Source organism: Enterobacter sp. CPE_E863, from assembly GCF_046521465.1.
Classification (GTDB): domain Bacteria; phylum Pseudomonadota; class Gammaproteobacteria; order Enterobacterales; family Enterobacteriaceae; genus Enterobacter; species Enterobacter adelaidei.
Genome location: NZ_JBKFZX010000001.1, coordinates 1,117,358 through 1,138,986, shown reverse-complemented (window position 1 = coordinate 1,138,986; position 21,629 = coordinate 1,117,358). Strand labels below are relative to the sequence as shown.

The following is a 21,629-nucleotide window of genomic DNA, read 5'->3' as shown; positions in this document are numbered from 1 at the left end:
TTAATTTTCGGTTCGGTTTATACTCGTAAACCTAAAACTTTTCAAAATGGTTTACAAGTCGATTATGACCCAGGACGATCTCGCCTTCGACAAGCAGCATATCTGGCACCCTTACACCTCCACCACCCGCCCCCTTCCCGTTTATCCGGTGGCTTCTGCTCACGGTTGCGAGCTACACCTCGCCAGCGGTGAGCCGCTGGTTGACGGGATGTCTTCCTGGTGGGCGGCCATTCACGGGTACAACCACCCGCGCCTGAATGCGGCGATGAAAGCGCAGATTGACCAGATGTCGCACGTGATGTTTGGCGGGATCACCCATCAGCCCGCGGTGGATTTATGCCGTCGCCTGGTGGCAATGACGCCTGAAGCCCTGGAGTGCGTGTTCCTGGCGGACTCCGGTTCTGTGGCGGTGGAAGTGGCGATGAAAATGGCGCTGCAGTACTGGCATGCCAGTGGGGAATCCCGTCAGCGGTTCCTGACCTTCCGCAACGGCTATCACGGCGATACCTTCGGGGCGATGTCGGTGTGTGATCCGGATAACTCTATGCACAGCCTGTGGAAGGGGTATCTGCCGGAAAACCTGTTTGCTCCGGCCCCGCAGAGCCGCTTCGACGGCGAGTGGAACGAGATGGATATGGTCGGTTTCGCCCGCCTGATGGCGGCGCATCGTCATGAAATCGCCGCGGTGATCCTGGAGCCTATTGTGCAGGGCGCCGGCGGGATGCGGATGTACCACCCGGAGTGGCTGAGGCGTATCCGCAAGATGTGCGATCGCGAGGGCATTCTGCTGATTGCCGATGAGATCGCCACCGGTTTTGGCCGTACGGGTAAGCTGTTTGCCTGTGAACATGCGGGCATCGCGCCAGATATTCTGTGTCTGGGTAAAGCGCTCACCGGCGGTACGATGACGCTTTCCGCCACACTCACCACCCGTCACGTTGCCGACACCATAAGCGACGGTGAAGCGGGCTGCTTTATGCACGGCCCGACGTTTATGGGTAATCCGCTGGCCTGCGCGGTGGCGAGCGAAAGCCTTGCCATTCTGGAAAGCGGCGAGTGGAAAACGCAGGTTGCGGCGATAGAGACGCAGTTGAAAGAAGAGCTGAGCGCCGCCTCGGGTGCGAATTTTGTGGCGGACGTACGCGTGCTGGGCGCGATTGGTGTGATTGAAACCACCCATCCGGTGAATATGGCCGCACTACAGCGCTTCTTTGTCGAACGTGGCGTCTGGGTTCGCCCCTTCGGTAAGCTTATCTACCTGATGCCGCCGTATATCATTACGCCCGTTCAGTTGCGGAAGCTCACCGACGCGGTCGTCGAAGCCGTTAACATTCCCGCGCATTTCGCGATTTAACCCTATGCATTACACTTTCTGCACGAGTGATTAACGAGGGTAAATCGTATGAAAATCATCAGTAAAGATCTGCGCGACGGTGAAAAACTGCCGGAGCGTCATGTTTTCAACGGCATGGGGTACCAGGGGGATAATATCTCCCCGCACCTTGCGTGGGACGAGGTTCCGGCCGGAACCAAAAGTTTTGTGGTCACCTGTTACGACCCGGATGCACCGACAGGCTCAGGCTGGTGGCACTGGATTGTGGCGAACCTGCCCGCCGACACACGCGTACTGCCACAGGGTTCCGGCTCAGGCCTGGTTGCTCTGCCTGAAGGCGCGATTCAGACCCGTACCGATTTTGGTAAAGCGGGTTACGGTGGCGCAGCGCCGCCAAAAGGGGAAACCCACCGCTATATCTTCACGGTGCATGCGCTGGATGTGGACAAGATTGAGGTGGATGAAGGGGCGAGCGGCGCGATGGTGGGGTTTAACGTACATTTCCATACGCTTGGCAGCGCGTCGATTACGGCGATGTATTCATAAAAAAAGCCGGGTGGCGGCTACGCCTTACCCGGCCTGGATTTCGCACTCGTAGGCCCGGTAAGCGCAGCGCCACCGGGCAAAAAATCACAGCACCGAAGGCAACAGCCCCACCAGCCGCCCTTCTTCCAGAAGCTGCATCGCTTTATCAATATCCGGCGCAAAGAAGCGGTCGTCGTCATAATGCGATACATGCTCGCGCAGCGTATGACGCGCCTGCTCCAGCAGCGGACTGGACTTCAGCCCTTCGCGCAGATCGATTCCCTGACACGCCGCCAGCCATTCCACCGCCAGCACGCCACGGGTGTTGGATGCCATCTCCCACAAACGACGCCCGGCAGCCGGAGCCATAGAAACGTGATCTTCCTGGTTTGCCGATGTTGGCAGGCTATCCACGCTATGCGGATGCGACAGGGCTTTGTTCTCGCTCGCCAGCGCCGCCGCCGTCACCTGGGCAATCATAAAGCCCGAGTTAACCCCGCCGTTACGTACCAGGAACGGTGGCAGCTGAGACATGTGCTTATCCATCATCAACGCAATGCGACGTTCAGACAACGCACCGACTTCAGCAATCGCCAGGGCAATGTTATCCGCCGCCATTGCCACCGGCTCGGCGTGGAAGTTGCCCCCGGACACCACTTCATTTTCTTGAGCGAATACCAGTGGGTTATCGGACACCGCGTTGGCTTCCACCAGCAATACCTCTGCCGCCTGGCGCAGTTGCGTCAGGCACGCGCCCATTACCTGCGGCTGGCAACGCAGGGAATATGGATCCTGCACCTTTTCACAGTTGTGGTGTGAATCTGCAATACCACTGGTTTCGGTGAGAACATGACGGTACATCGCGGCGGCATCAATTTGCCCACGCTGGCCGCGCACCTCGTGAATACGCGCGTCAAACGGGCGACGCGAGCCCAGTACGGCTTCAGTCGTCAGGGCACCGCACACCACTGCTGAGGCGAACAGATCTTCAGCCTCAAACAGGCCGCGTAAAGCGAATGCCGTCGACGCCTGAGTACCGTTCAGCAGCGCCAGCCCCTCTTTTGCCGCCAGGGTGATCGGGTTCAACCCGGCTTTTTTCAGCGCCTCTTTCGCAGGAAGCCACGCACCCTGCCAGCGCGCCTGCCCTTCACCGAGCAGCAGCAGCGACATGTGCGCCAGCGGCGCGAGATCGCCGGATGCACCGACAGAACCTTTTGCCGGGATCCACGGATAGACTTCTGCGTTCACCAGCGCCATCAACGCCTGGATCACGCTCAGGCGAATGCCCGAGAAACCGCGCGCCAGGCTGTTGATTTTTAGCACCATCATCAGGCGGACAATCTCATCATCCAGCGGCTGACCAACCCCCGCCGCGTGTGAAAGCACCAGCGAACGCTGTAAGTTCTCCAGATCGTGTGTCGCAATACGTGTCTGCGCCAGCAGCCCAAAACCAGTGTTAATCCCGTAGGCGGTGCGCCCTTCGGCAACAATGGCTTCGACGCAGGCAACGCTGTCGTTGATCGCGGCGTGGGCACTTTCATCAAGCGAGAGCGTGACCGGTTGACGCCAGACGCTACGCAGTTGTTTGAGCGTCAGTGAGCCGGGGGTGAGTGTTAAGGCGTTCATTCATGATTTCCTTGTGTGGCAGCGATCATCGGCAGGTTTAGCCCCTGCTCTTTGGCACATTCAATGGCAATCTCGTAACCAGCGTCTGCGTGACGCATCACGCCGGTTGCCGGGTCGTTGTGCAGCACGCGAGCGATACGCGCAGCAGCTTCATCCGTTCCATCACAGACAATGACCATCCCGGAATGCTGGGAGAAGCCCATCCCCACGCCGCCACCGTGGTGCAGCGATACCCAGGTCGCGCCGCTGGCGGTATTCAGTAAGGCGTTCAGCAAAGGCCAGTCGGAGACTGCATCCGAACCGTCGCGCATGGCTTCGGTTTCACGGTTAGGGCTGGCAACGGAACCGGAGTCCAGATGGTCACGACCAATCACAATCGGCGCGGAGACTTCGCCGCTGCGCACCATTTCGTTAAAGGCCAGACCCAGTTTTTGCCGCCACTCCAGCCCTACCCAGCAGATGCGCGCCGGTAAGCCCTGGAAGTTGATGCGCTCGCGGGCCATATCCAGCCAGTGGTGCAGGTGTTCGTCATCCGCGACAATCTCTTTCACTTTGGCGTCGGTTTTGTAGATATCCTCCGGGTCACCGGACAGGGCAACCCAGCGGAACGGACCGATACCGCGGCAGAACAGCGGGCGAATATAAGCAGGAACGAACCCCGGGAAGTCGAAGGCATTATTCACGCCCATCTCTTTCGCCATCTGACGGATGTTGTTGCCGTAATCAAAGGTAGGAATGCCCATCTTACTAAAGGCCAGCATGGCGGAGACGTGTTCTGCCATGGAACGTTTGGCAGCAAGAACCGTACCTTCCGGGTCGGTTTCCGCTTTTTGCTGGTAGGCTTCCCACGTCCAGCCTTTTGGCAGGTAACCGTGCAAAGGATCATGGGCGCTGGTCTGGTCGGTAACCAGATCCGGACGGACGCCGCGGGCGACGAGTTCAGGAAGAATATCTGCCGCGTTGCCGCACAGGGCAATCGACACCGCTTTGCCTTCAGACGTGTATTTTTTGATACGCGCCAGCGCATCGTCCAGGCTGGTTGCCTGTTCGTCGACGTAACGGGTACGCAGACGGAAATCAATGCGGCTCTGCTGGCACTCAATGTTGAGCGAGCACGCGCCGGCAAGCGTGGCGGCCAGCGGCTGCGCGCCGCCCATACCGCCCAGACCTGCGGTCAGCACCCAGCGGCCTTTCAGCGAGCCGTTATAGTGCTGGCGACCGGCTTCCACGAAGGTCTCGTAGGTACCCTGGACAATTCCCTGGCTGCCGATGTAGATCCAGCTCCCGGCGGTCATCTGGCCATACATCGCCAGCCCTTTAGCGTCCAGTTCGTTGAAGTGTTCCCAGGTGGCCCAGTGCGGCACGAGGTTAGAGTTAGCAATCAGCACGCGCGGCGCGTTCTTGTGCGTTTTGAATACGCCAACCGGTTTGCCGGACTGCACCAGCAGGGTTTCGTCGTGTTCGAGGTGAGTCAGAGATTTTACAATTGCGTCATAGCACTCCCAGTTGCGCGCGGCACGGCCTATGCCGCCGTAGACCACCAGCTCGTGGGGGTTCTCCGCGACCTCAGGATCAAGGTTGTTCATCAACATGCGCAGCGGGGCTTCGGTGAGCCAGCTTTTTGCGGTAAGGGTGGTGCCGCGCGGAGCGCGGACATCCTGCTGGCGGTATTTACCTGACGACATTGTGTGCTCCTCATACGGGACAGATGATGCATTTAGATATACTTGTATAGACAAGCACACACAAGGTCAGTTTTAACAAAAAAGATACAATTTTGTTATATTGCGTTAGCTATCACGCTTTTAAAACTTATGACATAAAGTGGCCCTGCAGCCGGTAACGGTTACCCGGGAAAAGCAGCCGGGCATGCGACACAATTTGCGATGACGACCATGTACGACGACGGATCAGCAGGCATGGATCGTGCTCTTTAATGCGCAGCCGTTCACACTCCTGCGGCGTGGCGCGCACGGCCTCCACAATATGCTCCCCTTCCGTCAGCGGTGCGACGAGCGAGAGATAGGCGTGCGGCGTGGTGTGGGTGTAATCCTGGTTCAGGTAGTCCGGTATCCGTTCGGCGTTAACGCAGCGATCTTCAATCTGCACCGGAATGTCGTTTTCGAAATGCACCATCACGGAGTGGAAGATCCGGCTCCCCTCTTTGACATTCAGCTCTACGGCCTGCTCGGCGCTGGCCTGGGTCTCTTCGAGCACCAGCACCTCACAGCGGTGCTGATGGTTACGCGCGGTGATCTCATCGGCAATACTGCGGATTTCAAACAGGGCAGATTGCCCTTTCGGTTCCGCCACAAACGTTCCGACCCCCTGCAAGCGCACCAGAAGACCGTCGTCGGTCAGTTCGCGCAGCGCCCGGTTGACGGTCATCCGGCTAAAACCAAACTGCGCCACCAGCTCGGCTTCCGAGGGAATACGGTCGTGCGGCCGCCAGACGCCGGTGGCGATTTTTTCGCTTATCGCCTGCTTCACCTTTTCGTAGAAAGGTGCGGGAGGGCTCGACTGCGGCAGAGGTGAGCGTGAAAACATCGTGACTCCTTGAATAGTGTTATGCCCACCAGTGAGCAATTTGCCAGGCCAGACGGGCGGCAAGCTTTGCGCCCTGTCCGTCCCGATCGTACTGCGGGTTAAACTCTACCAGATCGGCGGCCTGTAGCTTACCGCTGCGGCAGATTTGTTCGATAACCGGCAGAAGATCCAGCACCGGTATGCCTAACGCGGCCGGTGCGGACACGGCAGGCATTTCGCTCGCGGGGAGGACGTCCAGATCGATCGTCAGATAGATACGATCGGCCTGCGCCAGCACCTTTTCCAGTGCGGGTAGCGCATCGCGCCTGAAATGGAGATCATCCACCAGCGTGACGTTCAGGCGTTCGGCCTCATCCCACAGCGCCAGCGTGTTCGCCGCCCGGCTCACGCCAAAGCAGGCGTACTGAAACTCCCGCCCGCGCTCATCGCAGTAATGCGCCAGCTGGCGAAACGGGGTGCCGGACGTCGCCCGGTCGGCCTTGCGCAGGTCAAGATGGGCATCAAGATTGATCACCACCACGCGCTCGTTCGGGAACGCATCCAGAATGCCCCGACCGTGCGCCCACGCGGTCTCATGACCGCCGCCAAAGACCAGCGTGCGCATCCCGGACTGCTGGCAGGCCGTGACGGCATCGCTTAACGCCTGCTGGGCCGCTTCCAGCTCGTCGCCTTCAACGTAAAACGAGCCCATATCCGCCAGCCGTTCGTGCCCCTGATGGCTTGCCATATTCGCCAGCGCTTTCCGCAGAATATCCGGTGCCTGCACGGCGCCGGGCCTGCCATGATTGCGTTTAACCCCTTCATCACATTCAAAGCCTATCAGCGCGATGCCGGATGGAAGCGGCGTGAACTGCCCCTGCTGCTTTATCGTCTGGAAAATGCGCGTTGCATTGCTGGCCTCGGCGCTGTCGTCGCGCCCCTGCCAGACCGTTTCGGCTACCGGCCGCCATAACCTCATACTGCCTCCCCACGGAAAACACGCTGATACAGCGGATTGCGTCCCGGCTCGTAGACCATCTCAACCGGATGGCGAGCATCCCAGACGATAAAATCGGCGACAAACCCTGCCCGCAGCTGTCCGTGGGTTGCGCCACGACCCAGCGCCTGCGCGGCATTCCGCGTGACGCCAGCCCAGGCTTCTTCAGGGGTCAGACCAAACTGGACGCAGGCCATATTCATCGCCAGGTGCAGGCTGGCAAACGGGCTGGTGCCGGGGTTATAGTCGGTCGCGACCGCCATCGGTATCCCCTGTTTTCTGAGCTGTTCAACCGGCGGACGCTGGCGCTCCTGAAGAAAATAGAACGCGCCAGGCAGCAATACGGCAACGGTCCCGCTTTGTGCCATCGCCTGAACGCCTGCATCATCCAGGTATTCGATATGATCGGCCGACAGCCCCTTATATCGGCTGACCAGCGCCGCACCGCCCTGATTCGACAGCTGCTCGACATGCCCTTTTACCGGGATACCCAGCGCAGCGGCGGCCTTAAAGAGGCGCTCGGTTTGCGACGGGGTAAAGCCGACGTTTTCGCAAAATACGTCGACAGCTTCAAACAATTCTTTTTGCCACAGCACGGGCAATATCTGCTCACAGACCAGCGTGAGGTACGCATCCGGATCCTGTCGGAATTCCGGCGGAACCGCATGAGCCGCCAGCAGCGTTGGGCTTATATCAACCGGATTATTGAGGCTCAGTTGGCGTGCAACCTGCAGCATCTTCTCTTCGGCATCGGCGTTTAGCCCGTATCCGGACTTGATTTCAACCGTGGTGACACCTTCATTCATCAAACGCTGCAGCCGCTGTTGCGCCAGTTTCAGCAGGGTTTCCGGTGAACTGCTGCGCGTCGCCGTCACGGTAGCGTTAATCCCGCCTCCCTGGGCGCTGATTGTTTGATAAGAGACACCGTTCAGACGCTGCTCCCATTCTGCCGCGCGATCGCCGTCAAACACCAGGTGGGTATGGCAGTCAATCAGGCCTGGTGTAACCAGACGTCCCTGAAGATCGACGCTGTGACGGTGTCCTGAAGGTATTTCAGATTCAGGGATCACGGCCTGAATGGTTTGGCCGCGCACCACCAGAGCGTGTTGCTCTTTCAGGCCATACGGAGCGGTGCCTTCCGGATCCATCGTTGCCAGTCGCGCATTTCGCCATATTACATCGTCGGGATGAAGCTGCTGCATGGGTATTCCACTTGTCATGGGTTGTATAGACATTTATTTTCATCCACTGCCCGCTGTCAACCGTCCTGATGGAAAATGTTATTTATTTGTGATGACTTTCCCGCCCCCCGAGGGCAAAAAATGCAACTTTTACCCTTTTTAACTTCCCGTTTCGCTCAACTTAGTATAAAAAAGCAGGCTATTTCGTCTATCCCGTTAAGACTTGCATACCCAGGAGCTTTACCTTGAACATTTCCAGGATTTCCCGTCTGGCGTTAGCACTCGCCTTTGGCGTGACATTATCCGCATGCAGTTCAACACCACCGGATCAGCTGCCTTCTGAGCAGGTAGCACCGGGTACCGCCTCCCGCCCGATTTTGTCCGCTGATGAAGCGAAGAACTTCGACCGTGCACACTACTTCTCGGCGATGGAACCCAACGCTGCGCCGTGGACACCGTCTTCTATTAACCTGCCAAAACAGCCTGACTTCGTCGTTGGGCCGGCAGGTACGCAGGGTGTAACGCATACCTCTATTCAGGCTGCGGTTGATGCGGCCATCACGAAGCACAGCGCTTCTCGTCAGTACATCGCGATCCTGCCAGGCGAATATGAAGGCACCGTTTACGTTCCGGCGGCACCAGGCAGCATTACCCTTTACGGTCTGGGCGAAAAAGCGATCGATGTAAAAATTGGCCTGGCGATTGATTCAGAAATCGACAGCAACGCCTGGCGTCGCCTGGTGAACCCAGCCGGTAAATATATGCCGGGCAAACCTGCGTGGTACATGTTTGATAACTGCCAGAGCAAGCGTTCTGCCACCATTGGGGTGATGTGCTCAGCGGTATTCTGGTCTCAGAATAATGGCTTGCAGCTGCAAAACCTGACCATTCAGAACACCCTGGGTGACAGCGTCGATGCAGGTAACCATCAGGCCGTCGCGCTGCGTAGCGATGGTGATAAAGTACAGATCAACAACGTTAACATTCTCGGCCGTCAGAACACCTTCTTCGTGACCAACAGCGGTGTACAGAACACCCTGCAGAACAACCGCCTGACCCGTACGCTGGTGACTAACAGCTACGTCGAAGGTGATGTTGACCTGGTATCCGGTCGTGGCGCGGTGGTGTTTGATAACACCGACTTCCGCGTGGTGAACTCGCGTACTCAGCAGGAAGGCTATGTCTTTGCACCAGCGACGCAGTCTAACCTGTTCTTCGGTTTCCTGGCCGTAAACAGCCGCTTTAATGCTGCCGGTGACGGCGTGGCACAGCTGGGCCGCTCACTGGATGTGGACTCTGCAACCAACGGTCAGGTGGTGATCCGCGACAGCGTGATCAACGAAGGCTTTAACATGGCGAAGCCGTGGGCGGATGCCGCGATCTCCAAACGTCCGTTCTCCGGCAATACCGGTGCGGTGGACGATAAAGGAAACGTGCAGCGCAACCTGAACGACGCTAACTTCAACCGCATGTGGGAATACAACAACCGCGGTCTGGGTAGCAAAGTGGTTGCTGAGCCGAAGCAGTAAGATGTTTTGCCGGGTGGCGGCTTCGCCTTACCCGGCTTACAGAGATAAAAAAACCTCGCATTCGCGAGGTTTTTTGTTTTAAGCCGCTTAGTGGGCGTTAACCACCACCCACATAGGCCCCTGGCCTACCGCATAGCGCCCTTTCTCTTCCAGCAGGCCCTGCTCGCCTTTGATTTCATACAGCGCAATGTGGTGGGATTTCTGCCCTGCTGCGATCAGATATTTACCACTGTGGTCGATATTAAAACCGCGCGGCTGAGTTTCCGTTGGCTGGAAGCCTTCAATCGCCAGCACCCTGCCATCTTCCGAGACGCTAAACACGGTAATCAGGCTGGAGGTACGGTCACAGGCGTACAGATGGCGGCCATTTGGCGTAATGTGAATATCCGCAGCCCAACGGGTGTCAGAGAAGTCAGACGGCATCATATCCAGCGTCTGCACGCACTCAATCTGGCCGTTAGGATCTTTCAGTTCCCAGACGTCCACCGAGCTGTTCAGTTCATTGACCACATAGGCGTACTGCTGGTTCGGATGGAAAACCATATGACGGGGGCCCGCGCCTTCAACGGTAGTGACTTCAGCAGGAGTCTGCGCCACCAGGTGACCATCGTCGCTCAGGGTGAACAGGCAGATACGATCTTGCTTCAATGCAGGTACCCACAGTGTACGGTTATCCGGCGTGATATTCGCCGAGTGGCAACCTTCCAGCCCTTCCACCACATCGACAGTTTCAACCGGAATACCGTTTTCCAGACGCGTTACGCTGACACAGCCTGCGTTATACGAGCCACTAAAGACAAAATTGCCTTTACGATCGGTAGAGATATGGGTTGGGCTGCCCGGCAATGGCGCTTCGGCAGTGTAAGTCAGCGCGCCGTCGTCCGGAGAGATGCGGTAGGCCAGCACGCGAAACTCCGGGCGCACACCCACGTACAAGAAACGTTTATCCGGACTGATGACCATCGGCTGCACCTGCCCTGGGACATCAACAACCTGCACCAGCGTGAGTGACCCTTCGGTATTTAAACGCCAGACATGGATCTGCTGGCTCTCAGGACTGGCGGTATAAACGGTTTGTTTCATGAATATTCACTCCTCACTGCGCATGAAAGTAGTTAACTTTTGACGGTGAATGCTGAATTGTCGACAGGAATTTTGAAGCGTCCGCCTCTCGGTGTACCATCCCATCAATACGTAAATTCAATATTAACCCGGAAAAAAAAATGACCTCGCGTGTGATTGCTCTGGATTTAGACGGTACCTTACTGACGCCGCAAAAAACCCTCCTCCCCGCCTCCCTTGAAGCGCTTAAACGCGCGCAGGAAGTGGGATATCAACTCCTTATCGTAACGGGTCGACATCACGTTGCCATTCACCCTTTTTATCAGGCACTGGCGTTAGATACACCTGCAATTTGTTGTAATGGCACTTATTTGTATGATTATCAGGCGAAAAAGGTTCTGGCATCCGACCCGCTGCCGGTTCCTCAGGCGCTGCAATTAATTGATCTGCTGGATGAACACGCCGTACACGGCCTGATGTATGTGGATAACGCGATGGTCTATGAACGCCCGACCGGCCATGTGATCCGCACCAGCAACTGGGCGCAGTCCCTGCCTGAAGCCCAGCGTCCGGTCTTTACCCAGGTATCCTCCCTGCGCCAGGCAGCGCAGGATGTTGATGCTATCTGGAAATTCGCGCTGACGGATGAAGACACCACCAAACTGAATACCTTCGCAAAACACGTGGAAGAAACGCTGGGCCTGGAGTGTGAATGGTCCTGGCATGACCAGGTTGATATCGCCCGCAAAGGTAACAGCAAAGGCAAGCGTCTGACACAGTATGTGGAATCTCAGGGGTGGTCGATGCGTGACGTGATCGCCTTCGGCGATAACTACAACGACATCAGCATGCTGGAAGCCGCCGGTACCGGCGTGGCGATGGGCAATGCCGATGATGCAGTAAAAGCGCGCGCTAACGTGGTGATTGGCGATAACACCACTGACAGCATCGCGCAGTACATTTATACCCACCTGCTGTAATCAGGCGGTGATCGAGACGCTCTTAATTTGCGCGTAAAGCCACAGGCCGGGTTTGATCCCTAATTCATCTCTGGCCCACGGGCTGATACGCGCCCAGAGCGTCCTGCTGCCGACCTCAAGCTTTACTTCTACCTGGCCGTTATCATCAAAACACTCCGCCACTTTTGCACGCAGAATATTTCGGATACTGGTCTGCAACGGCGGTTGCAGCACCAGCGAGACATCCGACGCCTGAATGCGAATACGTAGCGCAGACTGCAGCGGTTTGTCGATTTTGTTGACCCACAGATGCTGATCGCCCAGTGCCAGCGCGGTCATTGCGTAATGCGGATGGTGTTCCAGCACGCTGACTTTGAGAATGCTGCTCTGCTGCTCCCGAGGTAACCAGGGGTGCATCACGCTGCTGCCCCACACCTCTTCAAGGTTGCCGAAGGCCTTAACACAACCCTCTTCCAGCACCAGCACTTTATCAGCCAGATGCAGGATCTCATCCAGCGAGTGGCTGACGTAGAGCATCGGAATATTAATTTCGCGCGTCAGGCGCTGCAGATACGGCAGGAGTTCACGTTTACGCGGAATATCCAGCGAGGCCAGCGGTTCATCGAGCAACAGCAACTCTGGCGCGGTCAGTAACGCGCGGCCAATCGCCACACGCTGTTTCTCACCGCCGGAAAGCGAGGATGGCAGCCTGTCGAGCAGCTGTTCAATCCCTAAAAGGGTCACCAGCTTATCAAACTGCCCGGCCATGCTTTTCGCCATGCCGTAACGCAGATTCCCGCGCACGCTGTAGTGCGGGAATAATCGTGCATCCTGAAAAACATAGCCGATACGGCGTTTATCCGGCGAAAGATATACCTTATTTTCCACGTCATTTAAGACGCGGTTATTTAATACAATGCGCCCTGATTGAGGGCGGGTCAGGCCGCTGATCGCATTAATCAACGACGTTTTCCCCGCGCCAGACACGCCAAAGATGGCGGTAATGCCGCTGGCTGGCAGCGTCTCGTTAATCGTCAGGGTATGATTTCCCAGCGTCTGGGTAAATTGAAGCTCCAGCATGACTATTTCCCCATCCGCTCACGGCTGAGTCGCGCTAGCCATTCCGACACCAGCAATGATACCAGCGCTAATACGATTGAGATGATGCACAGTCGCGCTGCGGCGTTTTCTCCACCTGGCGTCTGAATCAGGGTATACATGGCCGAGGGAATGGTTCGCGTCTCGCCGGGGATGTTCGACACAAACGTGATCGTCGCGCCAAACTCGCCCAGCGAGCGGGCAAAGGCCAGCACCGTACCGACAATAATACCGGGTAATGTTAGCGGCAGCGTAATGGTAAAGAAGACGCGCCAGCGCCCGGCGCCCAGCGTGCGGGCCGCCTGTTCCAGTTTGAGATCCACCCCCTCCAGCGCCAGACGGATAGCCCTGACCATCAGAGGGAATGACATCACAGCCGCCGCCAGCACCGCTCCGCGCCAGCTAAAAGCGAACGTCAGCCCAAACCAGTCATAGAGTTTCTCACCGATAAAACCGCGACGTCCCATTGAAATCAGTAACAGATAACCGACCACCACGGGCGGCAACACGAGGGGAAGATGAAGCACACTGTCCAGCAGGGCTTTGCCTGGAAACTTACAGCGGACCAGTAACCAGGCAAAGAAGATCCCAAAGGGCAAACTCAGCACGACTGCCAGGGAAGAGACTTTAAGGCTCAGCAGCACGGCCTGCCATTCAGGATCGGTCAATATCATCAGTGAGTTGTAAATCCATAACGTTTAAAGATTGCAGAGGCTTCTGGTCCTTTCAGATAATCATAAAAGGCAGAAACCGTCGCATTTTTATGTCCATCAACAATCGCAACAGGGTATTCCACTTTCTTGTGGGAGTCTTCCGGGAAGGTACCTACCACTTTGACACCTTTGCCGGCAACGGCATCGGAACCGTAGACAATACCCAGTGGAGCTTCGTTGCGTTCTACCAGCGCCAGCGCACCGCGGACATCTTCAGCCGGGGCCAGTTTCGGTGACAATGTCTCCCATGCGCCCAGTTTTTGCAGTGCTTCTTTGGCGTAGATCCCGGCCGGTACGTGCTCAGGATCCCCCACCGCCAGGCGGCCACCGTTTAGCAGGCTGATCCAGTTGGTCTCTTTGTTGATGGTGATGTCAGCCTGCGCGCTGGCTTTTGGCGCCACCACTACCAGGCTATTCCCCAGCAGCGTTTCGCGGGTCGCCGCATCAATCGCTTTCTTCTCCACCGCGTAATCCATCCACTTCTGGTCAGCCGAGATGAACAGATCCGCCGGCGCACCCGCTTCTATCTGACGTGCCAGCGTCGAGGAAGACGCAAAAGAGGAGACTACATCAACGTTCTTCTCTTTTTTATATGCCGCCGCGATATCCTGCAGCGCGTTGGTCAGCGACGCCGCCGCAAAGACCGTAATTTTACCGTCGTCCGCCAGCGCGTGGCCGGTAAGTGAAAGCGTCAGCGTTGCCCCTGCGAAAAGGCGTACCCAGGTACGTGCCATTTTTAACTCCTGTGAGTAGCGTTATATACACATTAATATAACGATAACGTCAGGGAGATCCCAGCGTTAAATCGTACCGCTGAAGAGGTAAACCAGTGTGATACGTTAAATATTATCGGCGAAAACGGGAAAATCTTGAGAGCAAAACGCCCGGACTAGCCGGGCGTTTTGTAGGGAATCAATGCTGCTTTTTAGCCTGGTCTCGGTGACCAATGTTCGAGAAGACGTTGAACACTTCACCCAGGCCGTAGATGGCACCGAGGATGATGGCCATCACTACTGGTACCATGATCACGGCGAATACCAGACTTTTTAACAACTCTAACATGGTTTTCTCCAGAGATTGTGAATAGCTTATTCTACCCTTTCAAGTGAGAAAAACATCCCCTTTTGTGCGGTACCCTTTGCGCCCTGCACCATTTGGGTCACAATACTCTTTTTGCCAGGATACTGTTATGCAGGCCGAAATTCTCCTCACCCTCCGACTTCAGCAAAAGCTTTTCGCCGATCCGCGTCGTATCACCCTGCTTAAACAGATAGAACAAACAGGCTCGATTAGCCAGGGGGCAAAAAACGCCAGTATCAGTTACAAAAGTGCCTGGGATGCCATCAACGAGATGAACACCCTGAGCGAGCAACCGCTGGTGGACAGAGCTACAGGCGGCAAAGGCGGCGGCGGTGCAGTGGTTACGCGTTTTGGGCAGCGTCTGATTCAACTTTACGATCTCCTGGCCCAGATCCAGCAAAAAGCGTTTGATGTGTTGAGTGATGACGACAATCTCCCGCTGGACAGTTTGCTGGCTGCCATATCCCGTTTCTCGTTACAAACCAGCGCCCGTAACCAGTGGTTTGGTACGGTAACGGCACGCGATAATCTCCAGGTGCAGCAGCATATCGAGATCCTGCTTGCCGATGGGACTACCCGCCTGAAAGCCGCAATAACGGCGCAGAGTGCAAAACGTCTTGAGCTGGATGAAGGTAAAGAGGTGCTGGTGTTACTGAAAGCGCCGTGGGTCAATATCACGAGCAATCCCGATACAGCTAAGGCAGCCGATAACCAGCTTCACGGTGCAATCACCCATATTGAACGCGGTGAGGAACAGTGTGAAGTGCTGATGACCCTGGCGGACGGACAAATGCTCTGCGCGACGGTACCGCTCAACGAGGCTGACGGATTAGAGGAAGGTGCTGTAGTCACCGCATATTTCAACGCAGACCGGGTGATTATCGCCACATTGTGCTGAGCACATTGACAATCGTACCGACAGTGAGTATCCCTGACATCTGTTGCTGCAAAAAATGGGATAAATCATGTCATCATTGCATATTTCGCAAGGCACGTTTCGTCTTAGCGATACCCGAACACTGACAATTGCCGATTTGGCAATTCGCGCAGGTGAAAGCTGGGCATTTGTCGGCACGAACGGGAGCGGTAAATCAGCCCTTGCCCGCGCGTTGGCCGGCGAGCTCCCTCTCCTCAAGGGTGAATATCAGCGCCATTTTACGCGCCTGACACGTCTGTCATTTGAACAACTTCAAAAGCTGGTCAGTGACGAATGGCAGCGTAACAACACCGATTTACTCAGCCCTGGCGAAGAAGATACCGGCCGTACGACGGCGGAAATTATTCAGGATGAGGTGAACGATCCCGCCCGTTGCCAGCACCTGGCAGAACAGTTCGGCATCACCGCCCTGCTGGACCGGCGCTTTAAATACCTTTCAACCGGCGAGACGCGGAAAACGCTGCTTTGTCAGGCTTTGATGAGCGAACCAGAGTTGTTGATCCTTGACGAACCGTTCGATGGTCTTGACGTGCAGTCTCGCGCCCAGCTGGCAACGCTGCTGGCTTCGCTTAACCAGCAGGGGTATACCGTTGTGCTGGTGCTTAACCGCTTCGATGAAATTCCGGATTTCATCCAGAATGCAGGTGTGCTGGCCGACTGTAATTTGACTGAAACAGGCGAAAAATCAGTGCTGCTTAAGCAGGCATTAATTGCGCAACTCGCACACAGTGAACAGCTTGATGGAATCACGCTTCCGGAACCCGACGCCCCTTCAGCTCGTCATGCGCTTGATCCCCACCAGCCGCGCATCGTGCTGTGTGATGGCCTTGTCTCTTATGACGATCGCCCGATCCTTAACCATCTCAGCTGGACGGTCAATCCAGGCGAGCACTGGCAGATTGTTGGCCCTAATGGTGCGGGTAAATCAACGCTACTGAGCCTGATCACCGGGGATCACCCGCAGGGTTACAGTAACGATCTCACGCTGTTTGGCCGGCGTCGCGGCAGCGGCGAAACCATCTGGGATATCAAAAAGCATATCGGGTATGTCAGCAGCAGCCTGCATCTCGATTACCGGGTCAGCACAACGGTGCGCAATGTGATCCTCTCCGGGTATTTTGATTCCATCGGCATTTATCAGGCGGTATCGGACAAACAGCACAAGCTGGCTCAGCAATGGCTGGATATTCTTGGAATGGATACCCGGGTCGCTGACGCGCCGTTTCATAGCCTGTCGTGGGGGCAGCAGCGGCTGGCGCTGATCGTTCGCGCCCTGGTGAAACATCCTACGCTTCTGATCCTCGATGAACCCCTGCAGGGACTGGACCCGCTGAACCGACAGTTAATCCGCCGCTTTGTGGATGTCCTCATTAGTGAAGGCGAAACGCAACTGCTGTTTGTTTCACACCATGCCGAAGATGCCCCCTCCTGCATCACACACCGCCTGGAGTTTGTGCCGGACGGTGAACGCTATGATTATCTGCTAAGCAAAATCGACTAAACTCCGGAGGGCGCCGCCCTCCGTTTTTCAGATAACCTGCACTAAGACATCGCTATCCCTTTGATCTACAATGCCACACGACATCAGAAAATCGGTATTTAAAAACAGTGTAAACGATTCCACTATTTTATCCCATGTCACACTTTTAGCGACTCTGTTATGCTATGGTTATTACATACCATAAGCCCAATGGAGCGAAATATGCGAGTTCTGGTAACAGGTGGTAGCGGTTACATAGGAAGTCATACCTGTGTGCAACTGCTGCAAAATGGTCATGATGTCATCATCCTCGACAACCTGTGCAATAGTAAGCGCAGCGTGCTGCCTGTGATTGAACGTCTTGGCGGGAAACAGCCAACGTTCGTGGAAGGCGACATCCGCAATGAAGCGCTGATGACCGAGATCCTTCACGACCACGCCATTGAAACGGTGATCCACTTCGCCGGTCTGAAAGCGGTCGGTGAATCCGTTGCGAAACCGCTGGAGTATTACGACAACAACGTCAACGGAACCTTGCGTCTCATCTCCGCCATGCGCGCGGCAAACGTTAAAAACTTTATCTTCAGCTCATCCGCCACCGTTTATGGTGACCAGCCAAAAATCCCTTACGTTGAAAGCTTCCCAACCGGTACGCCGCAAAGTCCGTATGGCAAAAGCAAACTGATGGTGGAACAGATCCTGACCGATCTGCAAAAAGCGCAGCCGGAATGGAGCATCGCGTTGCTGCGCTACTTCAATCCGGTCGGCGCCCATCCGTCAGGCGATATGGGTGAAGATCCACAGGGCATTCCGAATAACCTGATGCCGTATATCGCGCAGGTAGCGGTGGGCCGTCGTGACTCACTGGCGATTTTTGGTAACGACTATCCAACCGAAGATGGCACCGGCGTGCGTGATTACATCCACGTTATGGATCTGGCCGACGGGCACGTGGCGGCCATGCAGCAACTGGCAAATAAGCCAGGCGTGCATATTTACAACCTCGGCGCCGGTATTGGCAGCAGCGTGCTGGATGTGGTTAACGCCTTCAGCAAAGCCTGCGGTAAGCCGGTCAATTATCACTTCGCACCGCGTCGTGAGGGTGACCTCCCTGCTTACTGGGCCGATGCCACCAAAGCCGATAAAGAGCTTAACTGGCGTGTGACCCGCACGCTGGATGAAATGGCACAGGATACCTGGCACTGGCAGTCCCGCCACCCACAAGGTTATCCGGACTAAGGATCCGTCATGACTTCATTTAATCCCGTCGATCATCCGCATCGTCGTTTTAACCCGTTAAGCGGGCAATGGATTTTAGTTTCTCCGCATCGCGCCAAGCGCCCCTGGCAGGGGGCGCAAGAGACGCCTGCGAAACAGACGCTGCCGCAGCATGACCCGGACTGCTTCCTGTGTCCGGGCAACACCCGCGTCACCGGAGATAAAAACCCGGACTACAAAGGCACCTTCGTCTTTACCAACGATTTTGCCGCCCTGATGACCGACACGCCGGACGCGCCGGAAAGCCACGATCCGCTGATGCGCTGTGAAAGCGCTCGCGGAACCAGCCGCGTGATCTGCTTCTCGCCCGATCACAGCAAAACGCTGCCAGAACTGAGCGTGGACGCGCTGAAAGAGGTCGTCAGCACCTGGCAGGCGCAAACCGCCGAGCTGGGGCAGAGCTATCCGTGGGTGCAGGTGTTCGAAAATAAAGGCGCGGCCATGGGCTGCTCGAACCCCCATCCGCACGGCCAGGTCTGGGCGAACAGCTTCCTGCCTAACGAAGCCGAGCGTGAAGACCGCCTGCAAAAAGCCTATTACGCGGAAAACGGTTCCCCGATGCTGCTGGACTACACCCAACGTGAGTTGGCCGATGGCAGCCGCACCGTGGTGGAAACCGAACACTGGCTGGCCGTGGTGCCTTACTGGGCTGCCTGGCCCTTCGAAACGCTCTTGCTGCCAAAAGCTCACGTGCGGCGCATTACGGATCTTAGCGACGTGCAGCGCGACGACCTTGCCCTGGCGCTGAAAAAGCTGACCAGCCGTTATGACAATCTGTTCCAGTGCTCCTTCCCGTACTCCATGGGCTGGCACGGCGCACCGTTTAACGGAGAAGAGAATCAACACTGGCAGTTGCATGCCCATTTCTATCCGCCGCTGCTGCGTTCTGCGACGGTACGTAAATTTATGGTGGGCTATGAAATGCTGGCGGAAACGCAGCGTGACCTGGCGGCGGAACAGGCGGCAGAACGTCTGCGTGCCGTTAGCGACGTCCACTATCGCGAATCAGGAGTCTAAAAAAATGAGTCTGAAAGATAAAACACAATCCCTGTTTGCTGAGAAATTTGGCTACCCTGCCACCCACGTTATCCAGGCACCTGGCCGCGTTAACCTGATCGGTGAACACACCGACTATAACGACGGTTTCGTGCTGCCGTGCGCCATCGATTACCAGACCGTCATCAGCTGTGCAAAGCGTAACGACCGCAACGTCCGCGTGATTGCGGCGGATTATGGTAATGAGACGGACGAGTTTTCCCTCGATGCCCCGATTGTGACGACACGACAGCCAGCAATGGTCTAACTACGTGCGCGGCGTGGTAAAGCACCTGCAGAAACGTAACAAGAACTTTGGCGGCGCCGATCTCGTTATCAGTGGCAACGTACCACAGGGGGCAGGCTTAAGCTCCTCTGCCTCTCTGGAAGTCGCCGTGGGAACCGTGTTCCAGCAGCTTTATCATCTGCCGCTGGATGGCGCGCAAATCGCTCTGAACGGTCAGGAAGCAGAAAACCAGTTCGTGGGCTGCAACTGCGGCATTATGGATCAGTTGATCTCCGCGTTGGGCAAAAAAGAGCACGCGCTGCTGATCGACTGCCGCTCGCTTGGCACCAAAGCCGTTCCGCTGCCAAAAGGCGCCGCGGTCATTATTATCAATAGCAACTTTAAACGCACGCTGGTGGGGAGCGAGTACAATACCCGCCGCCAGCAGTGCGAAACCGGTGCGCGCTTCTTCCAGCAACCCGCCCTGCGCGACGTGACGCTTAATGAATTCAATAAGGTGGCCCACGAGCTGGATCCGGTCGTCACCAAACGCGTTCGTCACGTGCTGACGGAGAACGCCCGAACCGTCGAAGCCGCGTCCGCGCTGGCGAAGGCGATCTGAAACGTATGGGTGAGTTGATGGCGGAATCGCACGCCTCCATGCGCGATGATTTCGAGATCACCGTTCCGCAAATTGACACCCTGGTGGACATCGTCAAAGCCACCATCGGCGAGAAAGGTGGCGTGCGTATGACCGGCGGTGGCTTCGGTGGCTGCATTGTTGCCCTGGTGCCGGAAGAACTGGTTCCTGCCGTCCAGCAGGCGGTAGAGAAACAATACGAAGCGAAAACAGGTATTAAAGAAACGTTCTACGTGTGTAAAGCATCACAAGGAGCCGGACAGTGCTAAAAACGAAACACCTACCCTTGCACCGGATGGTCTGCCGTATCGCCTGTTAACCCTGCGCAACAGCGCGGGGATGGTGGTTACGCTGATGGACTGGGGTGCAACCCTTCTTTCTGCCCGCGTACCGATGCCGGACGGCAGCGTGCGCGAAACCCTGCTCGGCTGTGCCTCGCCTGAACAGTATGTCAATCAGTCCGCCTATCTGGGCGCGTCTGTAGGGCGCTACGCTAACCGCATCGCGAAGAGCCATTTTGAACTCGACGGCGTGGAGTATTCTCTGCTTCCAAGCCAGGGTGAGAACCAGCTGCACGGCGGTCCGGACGGGTTTGACAAACGCCGCTGGAAGATTGTTCGTCAAAACGATGGGGAAGTGTTGTTCTCACTGGATTCGCTTGATGGCGATCAGGGCTTCCCGGGGACCCTTATCGCCTCCGCGCGCTTTACGCTGACCGACGACAACCGTATCGCCATTGAATACCGTGCGACGGTCGACAAGCCGTGTCCGGTCAACCTGACCAATCACGCGTACTTTAATCTGGACGGTAACCAGTGCGACGTGCGTAACCACAAGCTGCAGATCCTGGCGGATGCGTATTTGCCGGTTGACGAGATGGGAATTCCTTATCAGGGCCTCAAAGACGTGAGCGGAACCAGCTTTGACTTCCGCAGCGCGAAGACTATCGCCCAGGATTTCCTGAGCGATGACGATCAGCGCAAGGTGAAAGGTTACGACCACGCTTTCCTGCTGCAGGCAAAAAGTGATATCAGCCAGCCTGCAGCACAAGTCTGGTCTGCGGATGAGAAGCTGCAGATGACGGTGTATACCACAGCCCCTGCACTGCAATTCTACTCAGGCAACTACCTTGGCGGCACGACGGCGCGCGAACACGATGAGTATAGCGACTGGCAAGGCCTGGCGCTGGAGAGCGAGTTCCTGCCGGACAGCCCCAATCATCCGGAATGGCCGCAGCCAGACTGTGTGCTGCGCCCGGGAGAAGAGTACGTCAGCGTGACGGAATACCATTTTATCCCGCATTGATTTCCAGCCCTCCTGTCGGAGGGCTTTTTTCTGCTCGCCTTGCTGAAAATAGCGCCGATCGCAGACAAAATCATAACCCTGGATTCACAAGCATCTTAC

General features: G+C 56.4%; 18 protein-coding genes and 2 pseudogenes. 10 read left to right on the top strand and 10 right to left on the bottom strand.

Annotated features, from left to right (window positions below; translation table 11 throughout):
* Window positions 1-46 precede the first annotated feature (46 nt).
* Together bioA and ACLHV8_RS05505 are read left to right on the top strand one after the other, a co-directional pair.
* Window positions 47-1,354, top strand: a complete 1,308-nt coding sequence (bioA, locus tag ACLHV8_RS05510; RefSeq protein WP_208593806.1) for an adenosylmethionine--8-amino-7-oxononanoate transaminase — start codon at window positions 47-49, stop codon at window positions 1,352-1,354.
* Window positions 1,355-1,402: 48 nt separating this feature from the next.
* Window positions 1,403-1,879: a kinase inhibitor gene (locus tag ACLHV8_RS05505; RefSeq protein WP_108090560.1), complete on the top strand. Its 477-nt coding sequence runs from the start codon at window positions 1,403-1,405 to the stop codon at window positions 1,877-1,879.
* Between the two features lie 84 nt (window positions 1,880-1,963).
* Here the strand turns inward: ACLHV8_RS05505 and hutH are convergent, their stop codons facing one another.
* From hutH to hutI, 5 genes are all read right to left on the bottom strand, one after another.
* Window positions 1,964-3,484, bottom strand: coding sequence for a histidine ammonia-lyase (gene hutH, locus ACLHV8_RS05500; protein WP_407220336.1), 1,521 nt, complete (start codon window positions 3,482-3,484; stop codon window positions 1,964-1,966).
* Window positions 3,481-5,169 (bottom strand): urocanate hydratase, encoded by a 1,689-nt coding sequence (gene hutU, locus ACLHV8_RS05495; RefSeq protein WP_049005771.1) that lies wholly within the window; start codon window positions 5,167-5,169, stop codon window positions 3,481-3,483. The genes hutH and hutU overlap by 4 nt, the downstream gene beginning before the upstream one ends.
* Before the next feature lie 127 nt (window positions 5,170-5,296).
* Window positions 5,297-6,031 carry a histidine utilization repressor gene (locus ACLHV8_RS05490; RefSeq protein WP_028019402.1) on the bottom strand — a complete coding sequence of 245 codons (735 nt, stop codon included), beginning with the start codon at window positions 6,029-6,031 and terminating at the stop codon, window positions 5,297-5,299.
* Between the two features lie 19 nt (window positions 6,032-6,050).
* Entirely contained in the window at window positions 6,051-6,989 is a 939-nt protein-coding gene (gene hutG, locus ACLHV8_RS05485) for a formimidoylglutamase (protein ID WP_049005772.1), read from the bottom strand.
* Window positions 6,986-8,209, bottom strand: coding sequence for an imidazolonepropionase (gene hutI, locus ACLHV8_RS05480; protein WP_208593808.1), 1,224 nt, complete (start codon window positions 8,207-8,209; stop codon window positions 6,986-6,988). Before hutI ends, hutG begins: the two co-directional genes overlap by 4 nt.
* A 224-nt stretch (window positions 8,210-8,433) precedes the next feature.
* Here hutI and ACLHV8_RS05475 point away from each other — a divergent pair, with 224 nt between their 5' ends.
* Window positions 8,434-9,717, top strand: a complete 1,284-nt coding sequence (locus tag ACLHV8_RS05475; RefSeq protein WP_049005775.1) for a putative acyl-CoA thioester hydrolase — start codon at window positions 8,434-8,436, stop codon at window positions 9,715-9,717.
* Between the two features lie 87 nt (window positions 9,718-9,804).
* Here ACLHV8_RS05475 and pgl read toward each other — a convergent pair whose 3' ends face one another.
* Window positions 9,805-10,800, bottom strand: coding sequence for a 6-phosphogluconolactonase (gene pgl, locus ACLHV8_RS05470; protein WP_208593809.1), 996 nt, complete (start codon window positions 10,798-10,800; stop codon window positions 9,805-9,807).
* A gap of 140 nt (window positions 10,801-10,940) precedes the next feature.
* Here pgl and ACLHV8_RS05465 point away from each other — a divergent pair, with 140 nt between their 5' ends.
* The gene (locus ACLHV8_RS05465; RefSeq protein ID WP_049005776.1) at window positions 10,941-11,759 is read left to right on the top strand and encodes a pyridoxal phosphatase; all 819 of its coding nucleotides are present in this window, start codon (window positions 10,941-10,943) and stop codon (window positions 11,757-11,759) included.
* Here ACLHV8_RS05465 and modC read toward each other — a convergent pair whose 3' ends face one another.
* From modC to ACLHV8_RS05445, 4 genes are all read right to left on the bottom strand, one after another.
* Window positions 11,760-12,818: a molybdenum ABC transporter ATP-binding protein ModC gene (gene modC, locus ACLHV8_RS05460; protein WP_208593810.1), complete on the bottom strand. Its 1,059-nt coding sequence runs from the start codon at window positions 12,816-12,818 to the stop codon at window positions 11,760-11,762.
* Window positions 12,819-12,820: 2 nt separating this feature from the next.
* Window positions 12,821-13,510: a molybdate ABC transporter permease subunit gene (gene modB, locus ACLHV8_RS05455; RefSeq protein WP_028019409.1), complete on the bottom strand. Its 690-nt coding sequence runs from the start codon at window positions 13,508-13,510 to the stop codon at window positions 12,821-12,823.
* Window positions 13,510-14,283: a molybdate ABC transporter substrate-binding protein gene (gene modA / locus ACLHV8_RS05450; RefSeq protein WP_208593811.1), complete on the bottom strand. Its 774-nt coding sequence runs from the start codon at window positions 14,281-14,283 to the stop codon at window positions 13,510-13,512. The genes modB and modA overlap by 1 nt, the downstream gene beginning before the upstream one ends.
* A 178-nt stretch (window positions 14,284-14,461) precedes the next feature.
* Entirely contained in the window at window positions 14,462-14,611 is a 150-nt protein-coding gene (locus tag ACLHV8_RS05445; RefSeq protein WP_008501118.1) for an AcrZ family multidrug efflux pump-associated protein, read from the bottom strand.
* A 127-nt stretch (window positions 14,612-14,738) separates the two neighbouring features.
* On the opposite strand from ACLHV8_RS05445, the gene modE reads away from it, so the two are divergent.
* The 6 genes and pseudogenes from modE to galM all read left to right on the top strand — a co-directional run.
* Entirely contained in the window at window positions 14,739-15,527 is a 789-nt protein-coding gene (gene modE, locus ACLHV8_RS05440) for a molybdenum-dependent transcriptional regulator (RefSeq protein WP_208593812.1), read from the top strand.
* A 67-nt stretch (window positions 15,528-15,594) separates the two neighbouring features.
* Entirely contained in the window at window positions 15,595-17,067 is a 1,473-nt protein-coding gene (gene modF, locus ACLHV8_RS05435; RefSeq protein ID WP_208593813.1) for a molybdate ABC transporter ATP-binding protein ModF, read from the top strand.
* A 201-nt stretch (window positions 17,068-17,268) separates the two neighbouring features.
* The gene (gene galE / locus ACLHV8_RS05430; RefSeq protein WP_128347831.1) at window positions 17,269-18,285 is read left to right on the top strand and encodes a UDP-glucose 4-epimerase GalE; all 1,017 of its coding nucleotides are present in this window, start codon (window positions 17,269-17,271) and stop codon (window positions 18,283-18,285) included.
* A 9-nt stretch (window positions 18,286-18,294) separates the two neighbouring features.
* Window positions 18,295-19,341, top strand: coding sequence for a galactose-1-phosphate uridylyltransferase (galT, locus tag ACLHV8_RS05425; protein WP_208593814.1), 1,047 nt, complete (start codon window positions 18,295-18,297; stop codon window positions 19,339-19,341).
* 4 nt (window positions 19,342-19,345) lie between these two features.
* Window positions 19,346-20,494: pseudogene (gene galK / locus ACLHV8_RS05420) on the top strand (galactokinase).
* A 1-nt stretch (window position 20,495) separates the two neighbouring features.
* Window positions 20,496-21,530, top strand: a pseudogene (galM, locus tag ACLHV8_RS05415) (galactose-1-epimerase); the annotation flags it as partial.
* Window positions 21,531-21,629: the final 99 nt, after the last annotated feature.